The 18,996-nt window shown below is 49.7% G+C and carries 20 protein-coding genes and 1 tRNA gene; 16 read left to right on the plus strand and 5 right to left on the minus strand.

Annotated features, from left to right (window positions below):
• Entirely contained in the window at positions 1-312 is a 312-nt protein-coding gene (yqfB, locus tag ABLU86_RS14780) for a N(4)-acetylcytidine aminohydrolase (protein ID WP_015703422.1), read from the plus strand.
• 164 nt (positions 313-476) lie between these two features.
• Complete coding sequence (locus tag ABLU86_RS14785; protein WP_008806429.1) at positions 477-1,136, plus strand: hemolysin III family protein; 660 nt, start codon at positions 477-479, stop codon at positions 1,134-1,136.
• A 98-nt stretch (positions 1,137-1,234) separates the two neighbouring features.
• On the opposite strand, the gene ygfZ is transcribed toward ABLU86_RS14785, so the two are convergent.
• Positions 1,235-2,218, minus strand: coding sequence for a tRNA-modifying protein YgfZ (ygfZ, locus tag ABLU86_RS14790; protein ID WP_015369790.1), 984 nt, complete (start codon positions 2,216-2,218; stop codon positions 1,235-1,237).
• Between the two features lie 223 nt (positions 2,219-2,441).
• Between ygfZ and sdhE the strand changes: the two genes are divergently transcribed.
• Positions 2,442-2,708 (plus strand): FAD assembly factor SdhE, encoded by a 267-nt coding sequence (sdhE, locus tag ABLU86_RS14795; RefSeq protein ID WP_015369791.1) that lies wholly within the window; start codon positions 2,442-2,444, stop codon positions 2,706-2,708.
• A complete protein-coding gene (locus tag ABLU86_RS14800) occupies positions 2,689-3,099 on the plus strand; it encodes a protein YgfX (RefSeq protein WP_020077981.1) in 411 nt (136 codons plus the stop codon). The genes sdhE and ABLU86_RS14800 overlap by 20 nt, the downstream gene beginning before the upstream one ends.
• A 7-nt stretch (positions 3,100-3,106) precedes the next feature.
• On the opposite strand, the gene fldB is transcribed toward ABLU86_RS14800, so the two are convergent.
• Positions 3,107-3,628: a flavodoxin FldB gene (gene fldB, locus ABLU86_RS14805; RefSeq protein ID WP_045387211.1), complete on the minus strand. Its 522-nt coding sequence runs from the start codon at positions 3,626-3,628 to the stop codon at positions 3,107-3,109.
• Between the two features lie 100 nt (positions 3,629-3,728).
• Between fldB and xerD the strand changes: the two genes are divergently transcribed.
• From xerD to lysS, 5 genes are all read left to right on the plus strand, one after another.
• Complete coding sequence (gene xerD / locus ABLU86_RS14810; RefSeq protein WP_045414365.1) at positions 3,729-4,625, plus strand: site-specific tyrosine recombinase XerD; 897 nt, start codon at positions 3,729-3,731, stop codon at positions 4,623-4,625.
• Between the two features lie 22 nt (positions 4,626-4,647).
• Positions 4,648-5,361 (plus strand): bifunctional protein-disulfide isomerase/oxidoreductase DsbC, encoded by a 714-nt coding sequence (gene dsbC / locus ABLU86_RS14815; RefSeq protein ID WP_015369795.1) that lies wholly within the window; start codon positions 4,648-4,650, stop codon positions 5,359-5,361.
• A gap of 5 nt (positions 5,362-5,366) precedes the next feature.
• On the plus strand, positions 5,367-7,100 hold the full coding sequence (gene recJ / locus ABLU86_RS14820; RefSeq protein WP_032715785.1) for a single-stranded-DNA-specific exonuclease RecJ: 1,734 nt from the start codon (positions 5,367-5,369) through the stop codon (positions 7,098-7,100).
• A gap of 85 nt (positions 7,101-7,185) precedes the next feature.
• Positions 7,186-8,284, plus strand: a protein-coding gene (gene prfB, locus ABLU86_RS14825) for a peptide chain release factor 2 (protein WP_096335406.1) whose coding sequence is annotated in 2 segments (ribosomal slippage) — positions 7,186-7,260 and positions 7,262-8,284 — 1,098 coding nt in all. Because the reading frame shifts where the segments join, the coding sequence is not laid out codon by codon here.
• Positions 8,285-8,293: 9 nt separating this feature from the next.
• Positions 8,294-9,811, plus strand: a complete 1,518-nt coding sequence (gene lysS / locus ABLU86_RS14830) for a lysine--tRNA ligase (RefSeq protein WP_015369798.1) — start codon at positions 8,294-8,296, stop codon at positions 9,809-9,811.
• Positions 9,812-9,916: 105 nt separating this feature from the next.
• Here lysS and idi read toward each other — a convergent pair whose 3' ends face one another.
• Positions 9,917-10,471, minus strand: a complete 555-nt coding sequence (gene idi, locus ABLU86_RS14835; protein ID WP_015703418.1) for an isopentenyl-diphosphate Delta-isomerase — start codon at positions 10,469-10,471, stop codon at positions 9,917-9,919.
• 231 nt (positions 10,472-10,702) lie between these two features.
• On the opposite strand from idi, the gene actS reads away from it, so the two are divergent.
• The 5 genes from actS (at position 10,703) to ABLU86_RS14860 (ending at position 15,316) form a co-directional block, all read left to right on the plus strand.
• A complete protein-coding gene (gene actS, locus ABLU86_RS14840) occupies positions 10,703-11,422 on the plus strand; it encodes an amidase activator ActS (protein ID WP_015369803.1) in 720 nt (239 codons plus the stop codon).
• An 80-nt stretch (positions 11,423-11,502) separates the two neighbouring features.
• Positions 11,503-11,576 (plus strand) — tRNA-Gly (locus ABLU86_RS14845).
• 164 nt (positions 11,577-11,740) lie between these two features.
• A complete protein-coding gene (locus ABLU86_RS14850; protein ID WP_348796205.1) occupies positions 11,741-12,916 on the plus strand; it encodes an integrase arm-type DNA-binding domain-containing protein in 1,176 nt (391 codons plus the stop codon).
• Positions 12,917-13,074: 158 nt separating this feature from the next.
• Positions 13,075-14,088 carry a nucleoid-associated protein gene (locus ABLU86_RS14855; RefSeq protein WP_348796204.1) on the plus strand — a complete coding sequence of 338 codons (1,014 nt, stop codon included), beginning with the start codon at positions 13,075-13,077 and terminating at the stop codon, positions 14,086-14,088.
• 10 nt (positions 14,089-14,098) lie between these two features.
• Entirely contained in the window at positions 14,099-15,316 is a 1,218-nt protein-coding gene (locus ABLU86_RS14860) for a hypothetical protein (RefSeq protein WP_348796203.1), read from the plus strand.
• A gap of 37 nt (positions 15,317-15,353) precedes the next feature.
• Here ABLU86_RS14860 and ABLU86_RS14865 read toward each other — a convergent pair whose 3' ends face one another.
• Together ABLU86_RS14865 and ABLU86_RS14870 are read right to left on the minus strand one after the other, a co-directional pair.
• A complete protein-coding gene (locus tag ABLU86_RS14865; protein ID WP_348796202.1) occupies positions 15,354-16,424 on the minus strand; it encodes a UvrD-helicase domain-containing protein in 1,071 nt (356 codons plus the stop codon).
• Positions 16,414-18,018 (minus strand): AAA family ATPase, encoded by a 1,605-nt coding sequence (locus ABLU86_RS14870; RefSeq protein ID WP_063618734.1) that lies wholly within the window; start codon positions 18,016-18,018, stop codon positions 16,414-16,416. Before ABLU86_RS14870 ends, ABLU86_RS14865 begins: the two co-directional genes overlap by 11 nt.
• A 215-nt stretch (positions 18,019-18,233) precedes the next feature.
• Here ABLU86_RS14870 and arsR point away from each other — a divergent pair, with 215 nt between their 5' ends.
• Together arsR and arsD are read left to right on the plus strand one after the other, a co-directional pair.
• Positions 18,234-18,584 (plus strand): As(III)-sensing metalloregulatory transcriptional repressor ArsR, encoded by a 351-nt coding sequence (gene arsR / locus ABLU86_RS14875; RefSeq protein WP_348796201.1) that lies wholly within the window; start codon positions 18,234-18,236, stop codon positions 18,582-18,584.
• Between the two features lie 47 nt (positions 18,585-18,631).
• Positions 18,632-18,994, plus strand: a complete 363-nt coding sequence (arsD, locus tag ABLU86_RS14880; protein WP_024273801.1) for an arsenite efflux transporter metallochaperone ArsD — start codon at positions 18,632-18,634, stop codon at positions 18,992-18,994.
• Positions 18,995-18,996: the final 2 nt, after the last annotated feature.

Raw genomic sequence — 18,996 nt, forward strand, 5'->3', positions numbered from 1 at the left:
ATGCAGGCTAATGACATTACCTTTTTTCAGCGTTTTCAGGACGACATCCTGGCCGGGCGCAAAACGATCACCATTCGCGATGCGGCGGAGTCGCACTTTAAGGCCGGTGATGTGCTGCGCGTCGGACGCTATGAAGATGACGGCTACTTCTGCACTATCGCCGTTACCGCGACCTCAACGGTGACCCTCGACACGCTAACTGAACAGCATGCTCAACAGGAGAATATGACCCTCGAACAACTGCGGCAGGTCATCAGTGAAATCTATCCTGCGGAAGATCGGTTTTATGTTATTGAATTCAAACGTCTTTAAATAAAACCAGCACAACTGTTAGTTGAAATATTGTTGTAACACTATGATTTTAATGTATTTACAAATATACATCGTTTTATTTTAGCTAACAGGTGTTCACTGGAATCATTCTCAGTTAACCTAAGTGGGCAATGAAAGCGTTCTTGTTTTCACGGAGTCAAAATATGGTTCGCAAACCATTAATCACTCAGGGATATTCTCTGGCAGAGGAAGTTGCCAACAGCATCAGTCACGGGATCGGGCTGGTGTTCGGTATTGTCGGCCTCGTGTTGCTGTTGGTGCAGGCGGTAGACACGAACGCCAGCGCGACGGCGATCACCAGCTACAGCCTGTACGGCGGCAGTATGATTATGCTGTTCCTCGCTTCCACGCTCTATCACGCTATCCCGCATCAGCGGGCGAAACAGTGGCTGAAGAAATTTGACCACTGCGCCATCTACTTGCTGATTGCCGGAACCTACACGCCATTTTTGCTGGTGGGATTGAATTCGCCGCTGGCAAAGGGGTTGATGATTGTCATCTGGAGCCTGGCGCTACTGGGGATCCTGTTTAAGCTGACTATCGCGCACCGCTTTAAAATTTTGTCGCTGGTGACCTATCTGACGATGGGCTGGCTGTCGCTTATCGTGGTCTATCAACTGGCGGTGAAGCTGGCGGTAGGCGGGGTAACGCTGCTGGCGGTTGGCGGGGTGGTGTACTCGCTGGGGGTCATCTTCTACGTCTGCAAACGTATTCCTTATAACCACGCTATCTGGCACGGCTTCGTGCTCGGCGGCAGCGTGTGTCACTTCCTGGCGATTTATCTTTACGTCGGCCAGTCCTGATCAAACGTCCACGGTGGCGCTGTGCTTACCGTGGCTACGATATTCTGCGGTCTGGTAGCCCGGCTGAGGCGCAAGCGCCGTAAGCCGGGAACTGTTCCTTAATCTTCTTCCAGCGAATACGGCAATGGCTTGATGCTCAGGCTGCCGGCATCATCACGCACGCGGAACACGCTGTCCGGTTCCATATCGTTATTCATCACCACCTGGACCATCAGGCTTCCGTCATCCAACTGTACGGCTGCCAGCACCGTACCGGTGCGGCGCCAGTTGTCGCCCATTTTCAGCTCCAGATCTTCCCCGGCTTCCGGCACCCGGCTGGCGGTACCCGCCAGCGTCCACAGCGCGCGTTTATTGGCGCCGCGGAATTTCGCCCGGGCGACCATTTCCTGGCCGGTGTAGCAGCCTTTCTTGAAGCTGATACCGCCCAACGCTTGCAGGTTGGTCGCCTGCGGAATGAACTGCGCGCTGTTTACGCTGTCGATAACCGGCAGACCGGCCTCGATGTTCAGCGCCAGCCACTGCTGGCTGTTGTTAAGCTGCGCTTCGCCGCGCAGCGCGTCTGTCACCCGGTTGGCGGTGTCGGCATCGGTCACCAGTAGGAAGCGTTCGGCAGGATGTTCAAACCACAGCAGGCTGGTCACGCCTTCGGTGACCACCGGTTTACCAGCGTCCGGCAGCGCGGCGAACAATGGAGCCAGCGCGGCGCGCGCCTGGAAACCGGCAACGCCCAGCAGGACCAGATCGTCGTTTGCGGCGATGGTGACTTTGGAGAAGACGGCATATTTTTTCAGTTCGGTCAGCTGCGCTTCGCGCAGGCTGCGGCGCTCAATCCACGCGAAACCGCCGTCGCGGTGGAAGACGCGCAGGTTGCTCCACATTTTGCCTTTGGCATCACAGTGCGCGGCAAGCAGATGCTGATCGGCGGTTAAATGGCTGACATCGGCGGTGATCTGCCCCTGCAGATACTTCTCGCCATCCGGACCGGTAATCGTCGCCAGCGCCCAATCATCCAGCGTCATCAGCGTTAACGGCAGACGAGCGGAAGAAGAGGGCTGACGCGGAGGAAAAGGTGTAAAAGCCATAGTCATATCCTGAATAGCTTAACGCAGAGTGAATGACTAATGGTAAAAGAGCTATGGTGCAATGCAAGCGCTTTCGGCAAGCCATTTGTGCCCTCAGGATGCGGTGAATAGCCAACCGGATTTTGGGCTTTTATGGAATGCTGCTCGCACAAGGCGATATTACTGTAAAGTAAGTGCCTAAAAAGGGTTAAACTAAGCTATATCTTGATGCTGGAAGGACAACATGGACATTAACAACAAAGCTCGCATCCACTGGGCATGCCGCCGCGGTATGCGCGAACTCGATATCTCCATCATGCCGTTTTTCGAGTATGAGTACGACACGCTCAGCGATGACGACAAGCGCCTGTTCATCCGTTTGCTGGAGAACGATGATCCGGATCTGTTTAACTGGCTGATGAATCACGGCAAGCCGGCAGATGCGCAACTTCAACGGATGATTAATTTAATCCAGACTCGGAATCGGGAACGTGGTCCTGTGGCAATCTGATTTACGTATTTCCTGGCGTTCGCAGTGGTTCTCGCTGCTGCTGCACGGGGTGGTGGCGGCGATAGTGCTGCTCATGCCCTGGCCGTTAAGCTACACCCCGATTTGGCTCCTGTTGCTATCGCTGGTGGTGTTTGACTGCGTGCGCAGCCAGCGGCGGATCCACGCCTGCCAGGGAGAAATTAAGCTGTTGATCGATTCCCGTTTACGGTGGCAAAAAACGGAATGGGATATCGTCGGGACGCCATGGGTTATCAGCAGCGGGATGCTGCTGCGCCTGAAGCATGCGGAAAGCGGCCGTAGCCAGCATTTGTGGGTGGCGGCGGATAGCATGGATGCGGGGGAATGGCGGGATTTGCGCCGGCTGGTGCTGCAAAAACCGGCGCACGACTAACTCAGGATCAGGCGAAGTGCTCCGCCATTTCGCCGAGGATCTGCTCGCACCAGTTCTGGATGCGCTCATCGCTCAGGTCGTACTGATTGGTTTCATCCAGCGCCAGGCCGACAAACAATTGGCCATCGGCGATAACCGGTTTCGGGCTGGTGAACTCATAGCCATCGGTTGGCCAGTAGCCGACAAACTTCACGCCTTTGGTCGCCAGCTTATCGTGCAGCATCCCCAGCGCGTCAAGGAACCATTCGCCGTAACCAAGCTGATCGCCCATGCCGTACAGCGCGACGATTTTGCCATTCAGATCTAAGGCGTCGAGCTGTTCCCAGACCGCTTCCCAGTCTTCCTGAATTTCGCCGAAATCCCAGGTCGGGATGCCGAGAATCAGCACGTCGTACTGGCTCATCAGCGCGGGGGAGTCATCTTTCAGATTATGCAGCGTCACCAGCTCGGGGCCGATGATATCGCGGATTTTTTCCGCGGCCATTTCGGTGTAGCAGGTACTGGAGCCGTAAAAAAGACCTATATTCATCGCGTAAACGTCTCAATTCTTGCCGTGAATTGCGCCCAGTGTACCAGAAAGGCGGCCTCTTAAGGCATAATGAGGGCGTATAACGAACAAAGAGGCCGATGTGAAACAGGATCTGGCACAAATTGAACAGTTTCTCGATGCCCTTTGGCTGGAGCGTAATCTGGCGGAGAACACGCTCAGCGCCTATCGCCGCGATTTGACGATGCTCGTGGAGTGGCTGCATCATCGCGGGCTGTCGCTGACGAGCGTCGGCAGCGACGATCTACAGGCGCTGCTTGCCGAGCGGCAAACCGGCGGCTACAAAGCGACCAGTACCGCACGGATGCTTAGCGCCGTGCGCCGCTTCTTCCAGCATTTGTACCGTGAGAAAATCCGCCCGGACGATCCCAGCGCGCTGCTGGCTTCGCCGAAGCTGCCGCAGCGGCTGCCGAAAGATCTCAGCGAGGCGCAGGTTGAGCGTCTGCTGCAGGCGCCGCTGGTGGAGCAGCCGCTGGAGTTGCGCGATAAGGCGATGCTGGAAGTGCTGTATGCCACCGGCCTGCGCGTCTCGGAGCTAGTTGGCCTGACGATGAGCGATATCAGCCTGCGACAGGGCGTACTGCGGGTCATTGGTAAAGGCAACAAAGAGCGGCTGGTGCCGCTGGGCGAAGAGGCGGTGTCATGGGTTGAAAATTACCTTGAATACGGCCGCCCGTGGCTGCTGAACGGTGTGGCTTCGGACGTGCTTTTCCCCAGCCAGCGCGCGCAGCAGATGACGCGCCAGACCTTCTGGCACCGCATTAAACACTATGCCGTACTGGCGGGGATCGACAGCGCGAAGCTCTCCCCGCACGTGCTGCGTCATGCATTCGCCACGCATTTGCTCAATCACGGCGCCGATTTACGCGTGGTGCAGATGCTGTTAGGACACAGCGATCTCTCCACCACGCAGATCTACACCCACGTGGCGACCGAACGGTTACGACAACTTCATCAACAGCATCACCCGCGGGCGTGAGTGCTGAATAAAAGGACTGAGTATGAAAAAAGGTTTATTGATGTTCACCCTGCTGGCGGCTTCACTCTCCGGCGCGGCGCATGCCGATAGCGCGGCGATCAAACAGTCGCTGGCGAAACTGGGTGTGCAGAGCACCGATATCCAACCGTCGCCGGTTTCCGGGATGAGCACGGTGCTCACCGACAGCGGCGTGCTGTACGTCACTGACGATGGCAAACACATTATTCAGGGGCCAATGTACGACGTCAGCGGCGCGCAGCCGGTTAACGTCACCAACCAGTTGCTGGTCGGCAAGCTGAACGCCTTAACCAAAGAGATGATTGTCTATAAAGCGCCGAAGGAGCAGCATGTCATTACCGTCTTTACCGACATCACCTGCGGCTACTGCCATAAACTGCACGAGCAGATGAGCGACTATAACGCGCTGGGGATCACCGTGCGCTATCTGGCCTTCCCGCGCCAGGGGCTGCAAAGCCAGGCCGAGCAGGACATGAAAGCGATCTGGTGTGCGAAAGATCGCAACAAAGCGCTGGATGACGCCATGAATGGTAAGGGCGTGCAGCCGGCGAGCTGCAGCGTAGATATCGCCAAACATTATACCCTCGGGGTACAAATGGGCGTCAACGGCACCCCGGCGATGGTTCTCAGCAACGGCATGGTGCTGCCGGGCTATCAGGGGCCGAAAGAGCTTAAAGCTTTCCTCGACGAGCATCAAAAACAGACAAGCGGTAACTGATTCGCGTGAAACAACAGATACAACTACGCCGCCGCGAGGCGGTTGATGGCGTCGACCTCCCCGCCGACCTACCGCCTCTGCTGCAGCGGCTGTATGCCAGCCGCGGCGTGCGCAGCGCGCAGGAGCTGGAACGCGGCGTCAAAGGTATGCTGCCATGGACGCAACTCACCGGCGTTGAAAAAGCCGTTGAAATGCTGCATGACGCTTTCCAGAAAGGGTTACATATTGTGGTGGTCGGCGATTTTGACGCCGACGGCGCCACCAGTACCGCGCTCAGCGTGCTCGCCTTGCGCGCGCTGGGCTACGGCAACGTTTCCTATCTGGTGCCGAACCGTTTTGAAGACGGCTATGGTTTAAGCCCGGAAGTGGTCGAGCAGGCGCACGCGCGCGGCGCGCAGATGATCATGACCGTCGATAACGGCATTTCATCACATGCCGGCGTCGATCACGCCCATACGCTCGGTATCCCGGTGCTGGTGACCGATCACCACCTGCCGGGCGATACGCTGCCGGCGGCGGAGGCCATCGTTAACCCTAACCTGCGCGATTGCGACTTCCCGTCAAAATCACTGGCCGGGGTCGGGGTGGCGTTTTATCTGATGCTGGCGCTGCGTACCTTCCTGCGCGATAACGGCTGGTTCGAGGCCCGCGGTATCGCCGCGCCAAACCTTGCCGAGCTGCTGGATTTAGTAGCGCTGGGCACCGTTGCGGACGTCGTGCCGTTAGATGCCAACAACCGCATCCTGACCTGGCAGGGGCTAAGCCGCATTCGCGCCGGAAAATGTCGGCCAGGCATTAAAGCGCTGCTGGAAATTTCCAACCGCGATCCGCAAAAGCTTGCCGCCAGCGATCTGGGTTTCGCCCTCGGGCCGCGCCTGAATGCTGCGGGACGGCTGGATGATATGTCCGTCGGCGTCGCGCTGCTGCTGTGCGATAACATCGGCGAAGCGCGGGTGCTGGCCAATGAGCTCGATGCGCTTAACCAGACGCGCAAAGAAATTGAGCAGGGGATGCAGGCCGAAGCGCTGACTCTGTGTCAGCAGCTGGAACGCAGCAGCGACACCCTGCCCGGCGGGCTGGCGATGTACCATCCGCAATGGCATCAGGGGGTGGTCGGCATTCTGGCATCACGGATTAAGGAACGCTTCCACCGCCCGGTTATCGCTTTTGCGCCTACCGGCGACGGCACGCTCAAAGGTTCTGGCCGCTCCATTCAGGGGCTGCACATGCGCGATGCGCTGGAGCGCCTTGATACGCTTTATCCTGGGCTAATCCTCAAATTCGGCGGCCACGCGATGGCGGCGGGCTTATCGCTGGAAGAGGCGCGTTTTGAAGAGTTTCAACAGCGCTTCGGCGAGCTGGTGACCGAGTGGCTGGATCCCGCATTATTGCAGGGTGAGGTGGTTTCCGACGGCCCGCTGGCGGCGGCGGAGATGAGCATGGAAGTGGCGCAGATGCTGCGCGATGCCGGGCCATGGGGGCAGATGTTCCCGGAACCGCTGTTTGATGGCCGTTTCCGCCTGCTGCAGCAGCGGCTGGTGGGCGAGCGTCATCTGAAAGTGATGGTCGAGCCGGTTGACGGCGGGCCGCTGCTGGACGGTATTGCCTTCAACATCGATACTTCCATTTGGCCGGATAACGGCGTGCGTGAAGTACAGTTAGCCTACAAGCTCGACATCAACGAGTTCCGCGGCAACCGTAGCCTGCAGCTGATCATCGATCACCTCTGGCCAAATTGACAACAGTGTATTAATAAGGGCGCGAATCCGGTAGAATTCCGCTCTTATCACCGCATTTTGACAAATCCATTAAAAGAAACCGACCATGTTTGAAATAAATCCGGTAAAAAACCGCATTCAGGACCTCACGGAGCGCTCCGACGTTCTTAGGGGGTATCTTTGACTACGATGCGAAGAAAGAGCGTCTCGAAGAAGTAAACGCCGAGCTGGAACAGCCGGACGTCTGGAACGAACCTGAGCGCGCACAGGCGCTGGGCAAAGAACGTTCTTCCCTGGAAGCTATCGTCGAAACGCTGGATCAGATGACCCAGGGTCTGGAAGATGTCGCCGGACTGCTGGAGCTGGCGGTAGAAGCCGAAGACGAAGAGACCTTCAACGAAGCGGTTGCCGAGCTGGACGGGCTGGAAGAGAAGCTGGCGCAGCTTGAGTTCCGCCGCATGTTCTCCGGCGAATATGACAGCGCCGACTGCTATCTCGATATTCAGGCCGGTTCCGGCGGCACCGAAGCCCAGGACTGGGCCAGCATGCTGATGCGCATGTACCTGCGTTGGGCGGAAGCGCGCGGCTTTAAGACCGAAATTATCGAAGAATCCGAAGGTGAAGTCGCGGGCATTAAATCCGTGACCATCAAAATCATTGGCGATTACGCCTACGGCTGGCTGCGTACTGAAACTGGCGTTCACCGCCTGGTGCGTAAGAGCCCGTTCGATTCCGGCGGCCGCCGTCATACCTCCTTTAGCTCGGCGTTCGTATATCCGGAAGTTGATGACGATATCGATATCGAAATTAACCCAGCCGACCTGCGCATTGACGTATACCGCGCGTCCGGCGCCGGTGGTCAGCACGTTAACCGTACGGAATCCGCGGTGCGTATTACCCATATCCCGACCGGATTGGTGACGCAGTGCCAGAACGACCGTTCGCAGCACAAGAACAAAGACCAGGCCATGAAGCAGATGAAAGCGAAGCTTTATGAGCTGGAAATGCAGAAGAAAAATGCCGAGAAGCAGGTGATGGAAGATAACAAATCCGACATCGGCTGGGGCAGCCAGATCCGCTCTTACGTGCTGGACGACTCGCGTATTAAAGATCTGCGCACCGGGGTGGAAACCCGCAACACTCAGGCGGTGCTCGACGGCAGCCTGGACCAATTTATCGAAGCAAGTTTGAAAGCAGGGTTATGAGGAACCAACATGTCTGAACAACAAGCACAGGGCGCTGACGCGGCAATTGACCTTAATAATGAACTGAAAACCCGTCGTGAGAAGCTGGCTGCGCTGCGTGAGCAGGGCGTCGCATTCCCGAACGATTTCCGTCGTGACCATACCTCTGACCAACTGCACGCTGACTTCGATGCCAAAGAAAACGAAGAGCTGGAAGCGCTGAATGTCGAAGTGGCCGTTGCTGGGCGCATGATGACCCGTCGTATCATGGGTAAAGCGTCTTTCGTTACCCTGCAGGACGTCGGCGGCCGCATTCAGCTGTACGTCGCGCGCGATGACCTGGCGGAAGGCGTCTACAACGATCAGTTCAAAAAATGGGATCTCGGCGACATCATCGCCGCCCGCGGTAAGCTGTTCAAAACCAAAACCGGCGAGCTGTCCATCCACTGCACCGAGCTGCGTCTGCTGACCAAAGCCCTGCGCCCGCTGCCGGACAAATTCCACGGCCTGCAGGATCAGGAAGCGCGCTACCGTCAGCGTTACCTTGATCTGATCTCCAACGACGAATCCCGTAACACTTTCAAAGTACGTTCGCAGATCCTGGCTGGCATCCGTCAGTTCATGGTTGGCCGCGGCTTTATGGAAGTGGAAACCCCGATGATGCAGGTGATCCCAGGCGGCGCTTCCGCGCGTCCGTTCATCACCCATCATAACGCGCTGGATCTGGACATGTATCTGCGTATCGCGCCGGAACTGTACCTCAAGCGTCTGGTGGTTGGCGGCTTCGAACGCGTTTTCGAAATCAACCGTAACTTCCGTAATGAAGGGATCTCCGTTCGCCACAACCCAGAGTTCACCATGATGGAACTCTATATGGCCTATGCGGATTATAAAGATCTGATTGAGCTGACCGAATCCCTGTTCCGCACCCTGGCGCAGGACATCCTCGGTAACACTGCCGTGCCTTACGGCGATCAGACTTTCGATTTCGGCAAGCCGTTTGAAAAACTGACCATGCGTGAAGCCATCAAGAAATACCGTCCGGAAACCGAGATGGCTGATCTGGATAACTTCGATTCCGCGAAAGCGATCGCTGAGTCTATCGGCATCAAAGTTGAGAAGAGCTGGGGTCTGGGCCGTATCGTGACCGAGATCTTCGAAGAAGTGGCGGAAGCGCATCTGATCCAGCCGACCTTCATCACCGAATACCCGGCAGAAGTTTCTCCGCTGGCCCGTCGTAACGACGTGAACCCGGAAATCACCGACCGCTTTGAATTCTTCATCGGCGGCCGCGAAATCGGTAATGGCTTTAGCGAGCTGAACGATGCCGAAGACCAGGCGCAGCGCTTCCAGGATCAGGTTGACGCGAAGGCCGCAGGCGACGACGAAGCGATGTTCTATGACGAAGACTACGTCACCGCGCTGGAACACGGCCTGCCGCCGACCGCCGGTCTGGGTATCGGTATCGACCGTATGGTGATGCTGTTCACTAACAGCCACACCATCCGCGACGTTATTCTGTTCCCGGCGATGCGTCCGCAGAAATAATCGCTTTTCGCGAAAAGCAAAAACCCGGCTTGCCGGGTTTTTTTATATTTGATGTCAAGGTTCGTCGCTGGCGTAGCCTGGCTCTTTAATGCTCGTCAGTCGCGGTTACGCGCGTAAACGCGCAACAAAGTCTATCAACGCCTGACGCGCGTTTTTGTTTTTGGCTTCCAGCACCATCCACGGGCTAAAGGCCCACGGGGTAGCGGCCAGCGCGCTTAACATTTCCGGCAGCTCAACCCACTGATAATCCATCACTTCATCATCATTAGGTTGTAGTTCGCTGACCACGCGTGCGGCAAAAACTGGGCAGACTTCGTTTTCGACGATGCCATTCGGTGCGACGGCGCGGTAGCGGAAGGCCGGGTGGACGGGGGCAATATCAGCGATCTCGACGCCCAGTTCGAAGCGGCAGCGCCGGGTGACGGCCTGCTCGAAGGTTTCGCCCTGTTGCGGATGTCCGCACACTGAGTTAGTCCACACGCCGGGCCAGGCTTTTTTGCTAAGCGAGCGGCGCGTGACCAGGAACTGGCCTTGCTCATTGAACAACCAGCAGGAAAACGCGAGATGCAAAGGGGTATCGAGCGTGTGGGCGGCATACTTCTCCAGCATACCTGTGGGTTTATCTTGCTCATCCAGCAAAATGACGTGTTCCCCGGCCATGACGACTCCTGAAAAAAATAAATGACCCGGCACAAACCCGCCGGGTCATGTACTCAGGCCACTAGGGTAGCCCATAAATGGGAGAAAGGCATTACCAAAACAAGCCCTGCAGGTATTCGTCGGGCGAGAACAATAGTAGAAAAAGCCCAGAACATTGGGGATCGTCCATCGGGCTGGTATGATATTCGCCCATGATGCCGAGATGAGAAACCGTTGAGTGCAGGACGCCTGATGAAAACACGCTTTTATATCGCGATAATGCTGCTTGCTAGCCTGACTTTAGCCGGCTGTTCCAGTACTTCCGATTCTGGGTCCACCTATACCGTGAAACGCGGCGATACGCTGTATGCGATCTCCCGTAGTACCGGCACCAGCGTACGCGATCTGGCGCGCCTGAATAACATCTCTCCGCCATACACTATTGAAGTCGGACAGAAGCTGAAACTTAACGGCGGTTCGAAAGCAAAAAGCAGCACCGCCGGGAAAAAATCCTCCAGCACCCGTACTGCCGCCGTAACACCATCATCGGCGGTGCCGCAGTCCTCATGGCCGCCGGTGGGGCAGCGCTGTTGGCGCTGGCCGACCAGCGGTAAAGTGGTGATGCCGTACTCCACCCGCGATGGCGGCAATAAAGGTATCGATATCGCCGGTACCCGCGGCCAGCCGGTTTACGCCGCCGGCGCCGGTAAGGTGGTCTACGTCGGCAACCAGCTGCGCGGCTACGGTAATCTGATTATGATTAAGCATAACGAGGATTACATCACCGCGTATGCGCATAACGATAAGATGATGGTTAACAACGGCCAGAGCGTGAAGATTGGCCAGCAGATTGCGACCATGGGCAGTACGGACGCCGATTCCGTACGGCTGCATTTCCAGATTCGCTATCGCGCCACGGCCATCGACCCGCTGCGTTATCTGCCGCCGCAAGGCAGTAAGCCTAAGTGCTAAAAGGTTATTTTATCAGCAGTTAGCCCAATTCGGGCTTGCCACAGGGTGCGTAAGGTCTATAATGCTTTTCGCACCTCTTCGCGGGCGTAGTTCAATGGTAGAACGAGAGCTTCCCAAGCTCTATACGAGGGTTCGATTCCCTTCGCCCGCTCCAAACTCACCTCCCCTGAAGTCTACCAAACTCAATTTTTCCTTGATAAATCAGCAGTTATAGCATTCTATTAGTCTATTGAACTCAATTGTACTCCCCCAGGGTCAAGCTCAATGTGGGGGTATGGATGGGGGTATAATTGTACCCCCTGCTGAGAGGTACCCCCAATGAAGCTGACAGCTCGTCAGGTTGAAACTGCAAAACCTAAAGATAAGCCCTACAAACTCGCTGACGGTGGTGGTCTTTACCTACTGGTTAATCCCAACGGTAAAAGATACTGGCGTCTCAAATACCGTTCGCTAGGTAAAGAGAAACTGCTCGCTATTGGCGTTTATCCTGATGTTTCTTTAGCTGAAGCGAGAAGTAAGCGAGAGGATGCAAAAAGAACATTAGCTGCTGGTAACGATCCCTCTCTTGAACGAAAAATTGAGAAACTTAGTCGTCAACAAGACGCTGAAAACTCGTTTGAGGCTATCACACGGGAGTGGTATCAGCGTCGCTATGACCGCTGGTCTGTCTCCTACCGCGAAGAAATGCTGAGAACCTTTGAAAAGGATGTGTTCCCTTATATCGGTCACCGGCCAATCAAAGATATCAAGCCGATGGAGCTGCTTGCTGTTCTTTCAAAAATAGAAGCACGAGGAGCAACTGAGAAGGTCCGTAAGGTTCGCCAGCGTTGTGGAGAAGTCTGGAAGTATGCCGTTGTGACTGGCAGGGCCGAGTACAATCCAGCACCAGATCTAGCCAGCGCCGTGACTCCTCATGAGAAAGAACACTATGCTTTTTTAACCCAGGATGAATTGCCAGAGTTTCTTCGGACTCTGAACACCTATGCTGGTAGTGTGCTTGTTAAGATTGCGATGCAATTACTTATTCTGACAGGAGTAAGGCCTGGGGAGTTGAGGCAAGCGGAGTGGCAGGAATTTGATTTTGAGCGGAAGGTTTGGAACGTGCCAGCAGAGCGAATGAAAATGCGCCGCCCTCATCTGGTTCCGTTATCAAGCCAGGTAATTGACCTGCTTAATCAGCTTAAACCCATGACTGGAGCAGGAACGTTGCTGTTCCCAGGACGTAATAATCCTAAGAAACCGATGAGTGATATGGCATTAACTGTGTTGGTAAGGCGTATCGGCTATGCCGGGCGCGTTACAGGGCATGGATTCCGCCACACGATGAGTACCATTTTGCATGAGCAGGGATTCAACTCGGCCTGGATTGAGTTACAACTGGCTCACGTCGATAAGAACTCAATTCGTGGAACGTATAACCATGCTCAATATCTGGAGGGGAGGAAGGAGATGATGCAGTGGTATGGGGATTTTATATTTAAATCAATTGGTTAGTTTGTATATTGTTTTTGTGAGTCAGATTAGATATTAAATATAATGTGGCTCACAGTTTTAGATAATATATCAATAATATTTGATAATGAATGGCGTTATAAATGTAAAATCTGTACCACCACTTTGGGTGGAAGTTAAATGAGGAATTTAATAATAACATGGCGAAAATAAAAAGATTTATTGTTCATCAGTTTACGCGAGACGCTGGGAAACATGCATCACTTAAACCTCGGCCTGCGGAAAATAACCTTGATGAGATCACCGACGAAGTGGGGATTACGCTTCTTAATTTATTTAATAAAACTGGGCTTAAGTCAGGTTTTTTTGATCAAGAAAGCGGACTTACAAAATTTGAGCAGACACTTGAAAGAAACTATGATGAGCAAAAAGAGTTTGTTGATTTCAGAAAAATGACGGTTGAAATGTCTTATCTTTTATTGGATGAGTTAAATCAGGGTTCAGGTAAAGCAGCCAAGCCAGGATATATTGTTTTTTTTAACTATGAAACCAACGGGAACAGATTCTTATCTATCGTCACTTTACAAGAAACTCAGGGGATGATTTTAGAAAATCTCTCTTTCAAGTATATTGAGCGCTTAGATCTTGATCGTCTTCATCTTGGTGCAAGAATAAATCTAACAGCATGGTCTGAGGGGTTGGCCGAAAGATTTATTTCATTTAGGATAGGACGAAATTCTGAAATGAGAGACTACTTTTCTCGTTTTATTGGTTGCAAGGAATTTACTGCATCGAAGATTGAAACAGCAACACTCGTAAGTGCTATAAAAAAATGTTGTGATGATCTTTATATTGATGATTTAGATGCTATAAATGAAAAGTTAATATTAGCGAACTCATACTGTAGAGATAATATTAATGAAGAAGGTAAAGTTAATGTTGAGAATTTAGGGCGATTCCTTTTTCCAGAAAATGATGGATTTCTTCTTGAAATCATTCAAAATGAGCCATTTAATTTAAGCTTTGAGGTCAGTATTGATAAAAGTGAGTTAAGAGGGCTTGTTCGTTATAAGGGGAAAACGAAAAAAATGAGTATTAGTTTCGATTCTGACTTATTGGGTTCTAAAGTATTCTATAGTGATAAAGGATTACTGTTTACAGAAATTCCGATAGATCTTAAAGCCGAGCTCGATAAAAGAGAAAATGTAAAATAAGGATGGTTAAATGATTGGCTATTCTTGCGATGTACTTGAGCATATAACACTGCTTTTTAAGCGGTTTGAAACATACTACTTTGAGGGGGATCTTGCCCAAGGACTTATACAATTAAATTTAGATAATTACTTATTTTGCCTTGAATATAGTCGAGTGTCATTAATAAGTTCAATCTTTTCGATAAAAGATAGAGGTGATCTAAAAAAAGAATTTGTTGATTTGGAAAATTTTAATGCAAAGTTTTTTGATAAAAATTTCACAATGATCGTAAGTGTGGATATGAATTATCTACGCTCTTTGGGGATGGCTATTTATAAAGATCTAAACGAGGCGATAAATTTAAACCCTAAGGCTAAAGAAAAATTTATATTACTGAGATCACCCGAAGGAAAGATAGAGTTATACCCAGATGAAATAGTAAAAGGTAAAGTGCTGCATTACATACAAATAAGTCGAGTTTGGGATGTTTTAGTTAACTCATCTGATGATAGTGATGGTAACTCTTGTACATTTCTTGGTGCCAGAAAATCATTTGTTACATTGCAATATGATTTTAATGATTTAGACTATGATTTGGATGGTTTTTCTAAATTAATGAAATTAATGGAGAACGAGGATCACAAAGAAGAAAAAAATAAAATTCTATCAAATACTATTTATTCTTTTACATCTAATAAAGATATTGATTTCCGATTTAGAACGATATTGAAACGATTTTCGATATTTGTTGAACGTTTTGAAGAAAACTATCATGCTTTTGCAGTCGGATTTAGTTTCGAAAAGATAAGAAAAGAGTATGAAGAAAAGTTTAGGGATTATTTATCAAAAATAAACACCGTTCTTACTGAATCTCTAACAAGGTCATTAGCAATTCCTGCATCTACAGTTTTAACGTTTACTGCGATAAAAAATAATCCAGATAGTATAGTGCAGGATATCTTGTTGAATTCAGGGACTTTTTTTGTTGCTTTGTTTGTGCTTTTTACAACATACTTCACAGTTAAATTTCAATTGAGTTTTTTAAATATAACAAGAGATGAGTTTTTAGGGTTGCTTAATCGTTTTGAAGCAGAGTTAGACTCTGTAGATTTATCTGAAGCTAAGGGTAAATTTAATATATTCTCCTCTCAAGTTGGGGTGATAAAAAAGCTATTAATATTTATTCTTGCAATGAGTTTGACAAATTTCATTATTAATCTTATCTCTTTTGCTATTGTTTTAATTTAACATATGAACAAAACTCACCTATTTAATATATTAAGAATTACGGTTTCCATATCGGTAATTTTGATTGACCAGGCTTCCCTACAACGATTGCAACGCTTTGCTGAGCTCTTGTAACTGCAACGTAAAATGTTGCGGCGGCTGTACTTTCAAGATACTCATTTTTTTGAATAAAGGCCTCAATTCCTGAGGTTGGAATTATTAGGATTCGTTCAAAAGTTGAACCTTTAGATGCTTTGAAATTAATAAAATCGAAATTATAGACCTTACCGCTGCTTTTTGAGTTTCTCAAGCATTGTGGTTTAAATGCTTTGATGTAATCTTCAACATGCTCCTTCATTACAAGAAAAACCCCATCATGATATGTAACAGTGTGGTTTTCAGATTTTGTTTTAGGAAAACCCCATTCAGGTGAAAAAATAGTATCGGCGTAATCAGATATTAAATGATGGCATCTCCAGGTTGTAAAACGTTCAATTATCTTTATTATTCCTTTCTCTTCTCTTTCCAAAAACCAAGAAAGCATATTAGTATTTTGATATTTTTTATGCTTACTTCCTCTTGGATTGGTTGATAGAACAGCTTGCCGCATGTCTCCAACCATTTTCAAATTGATAGCTGTTGCTAACAAAGAATCTAATATGTCTAAATCGTAGCCGCTCAAATCCTGAACTTCATCAATAAGTATTTCATCATAAATAGACTCAAGTCTAAAAATTAATGCCCCTTGGCTTGCAGTAATCAGTTCTGCACTTAGTCGAGCTAGCTCACAAGCGTATGCATGGTAGTTTTTATCTAAAAATCTGTTGATACCCCTTGCCATCATGTATGGCCTTCCATCAAAGTTAAATCCCAAAATCCTTTGTCCAGGGAATTTATAGGGGAGGAACGGTTTGGCAAAATGTCGAAGTAAAAAAGTGTACCACCCAAGCACTTCAATATATGAGTTGTTTCCTGCACAACGAGATAACCGATTGCGAATTTCATTTTGGTTGAATTGAGTAAATGTTAAAACTAATACTCTTTTTTGACCATCTATTCTCGCACAATGATCAATGATTCCTTGTGTTTTTCTTGAACCTGCTACAGCCAAGATTAACTCATTGTTCATAAATAAACCTTATCGCATCGCTCATGTATTTAGGTGGTGTGAGTGCTTTTTTTGAAGCCGAAATTCTCAAAGCACCCTCAGTTTTTTCTCTGCTCATCCATGTTAGAAGTTCAGCTCTATCTTCTATGTTTAATACTTCGCGAAGTAATTTTTCACCATTGTGGTGGATAAGTTGTGGCTCTAAAGTTGTCCCAGTAACTACACTCCCAATAAATAGCTCTCTTCGGTCTTTTTTCAGCCACTCTTGGACTGGAAGCGCAAGATCTTCTGGAGAAACTCCATCGTTATCTCGGAGAGAGGCTACAGGCCTATCAAGAGCGGCACATAACTCCAAACATTTTGATAGTGAAAGTCCCCTCATGCTTATAACATCAATACCGACCTCCATAGGTCGTAATTGGTATGTGTCTTTGAAAAAACGTTCGAAAATTATTTCGTCAGATGGGCCTTCGACCAATACCACTTTCTTTGCCAGGACCATTCTGAGTGTGTCGTAACCAGGTAGTTTCTGAAAGTAAGCTACAGTAGCTGGAGATAGACCATCGATTCTGCTTACAGATTCATTGCCAATTAAAATTAATGAATCTAGCCCGAGTCTATTTAAAACGAAAGTACTATGCGTTGTAATGAACAATTGCTGACTAGTACTGGATAACTTTTCGATTCGAGAAAGTAGTGTTGATAAACTGGTATGTGAAAGATGGTTCTCTGGTTCTTCTATCATCACAAATTTTGTCTTTTCAGCGTGACGTCCCATAGACAAAGAAATTTTGATGGCAGCTTGTTGTCCTTGCCCAGACATAGAAAAAGGGACCTCATTTACATGGGGGGATACAACGCCCTCCCAAGAGGTTCGACTACTTTGATCCATATCCAAAATGATGGTTTTATCATGTAATGAGGCATTTAATGTACTTATTCTTTCGTTGATATCACTAAGTACACCTCCAGCCATAGATGCTTTAACTTGCCTGTATGATAAGGATATTTTTGCCCTTTCTATTGGATCGAGATGATCATTAATTATCTGCCTTAAATGATAATCTATTGATGTGGAAGATCTAACAGTTTTGGAATCTATGATGGCAGTCGTTAATTGCCTAGGTCTATTGAGTAACTTCTCATCAGCAAAAGATCGCCATTCTATTCGGTAGAATTCCACAGGTAAAATTTTACTAGGGTTTATAAGCCATTGCTCTATCTCCTCATTATATTCACTATTGGGCAGTACATGGAATAATACACCAGGGCATGCATTTGTTGGATGGTCGCTATTAATAGCTCCACATAGATTTTGTAATTCTGGCGTATTATCAAAAAAGAGCTCAATTTTAATCTCAGGTAGACTAATGTTTTCACCTCTTTGTCTTCTTTCAACAAAATCAGCGACTAGCTCTGTATTAAACCAATACGGATTTAATTCATCATTAGCTCCTTTTCCGTTGATTCTGCCTGTTAGCGCTAAGGCTATTGCTTCCATTAGGGTTGATTTTCCAACCTCATTCCCCCCAACTATCAGGTTGAGCTTTGGATTTGGCTCTAAAATCAATTGCTTGTAGATTCTGTAACCTGAGATTTTAATCTTTTTTATCACATTCTATTCCTTGGCGCATAAGCCAGCTAAACCAACAATGAAGTGTGTATTCTAGGAACTGTATAACACTTTAATTCACTAGATTTTAGTGTGTTAGCCGTAATTATTGATCGTTAGCAAAAAATCCTTCTAAATAACACATATGTTTTTTCGAATGTAAATATTGATTTTGGTCCTTATGGGAGTATCCTAACTTCAATAGGACAGGAGGCCAGATGTCACTAACATCCTTACAACTCTTCAAAAACCTCTCCGATGAAACCCGTCTAGGCATCGTGCTGCTGCTCAGGGAGATGGGAGAACTGTGCGTGTGCGATCTCTGTACAGCGCTGGAGCAGTCGCAGCCCAAGATCTCCCGTCATCTGGCAATGCTCCGGGAAAGTGGTCTATTGCTGGATCGTAAACAGGGCAAGTGGGTTCACTACCGCTTATCCCCGCATATTTCTTCCTGGGCCGCTCAGGTGATTGAGCAGGCCTGGTTAAGCCAACAGGACGATGTACAGGCCATCGCCCGTAAGCTGGCATCAGCAAACTGCTCTGGCAGCGGTAAGGCTGTTTGTATCTAAAAAATTTGCCTGAACATATATGGTTTTGCGAATGTGAGGTATTCAGAATGAAGACGTTAACGGTGTTTGACCCGGCAATGTGCTGCAGTACCGGCGTATGTGGCTCAGATGTCGATCAGGTTCTGGTTGATTTTTCTGCTGATGTGCAGTGGCTGAAAGGACGTGGCGTACAGGTTGAACGTTACAACCTGGCGCAGCAGCCCATGAGCTTTGTTCAGAATGAGAAAGCGAAAGCATTCCTCGAAGCATCTGGAGCAGAAGGGCTTCCGCTACTGCTGTTGGACGGTGAAACGGTGATGGCAGGGCGATACCCAAAACGTGCTGAGCTGGCTCGCTGGTTCGGTATTCCGCTGGAGAAGGTGGCGTTAGCTCCCACCAGCTGCTGTGGTGGTAATACTTCCTGTTGCTGAAT

Origin of the sequence: Klebsiella sp. JN_Kp121, assembly GCF_040062145.1 — a bacterium.
Taxonomy (GTDB): domain Bacteria; phylum Pseudomonadota; class Gammaproteobacteria; order Enterobacterales; family Enterobacteriaceae; genus Klebsiella; species Klebsiella aerogenes.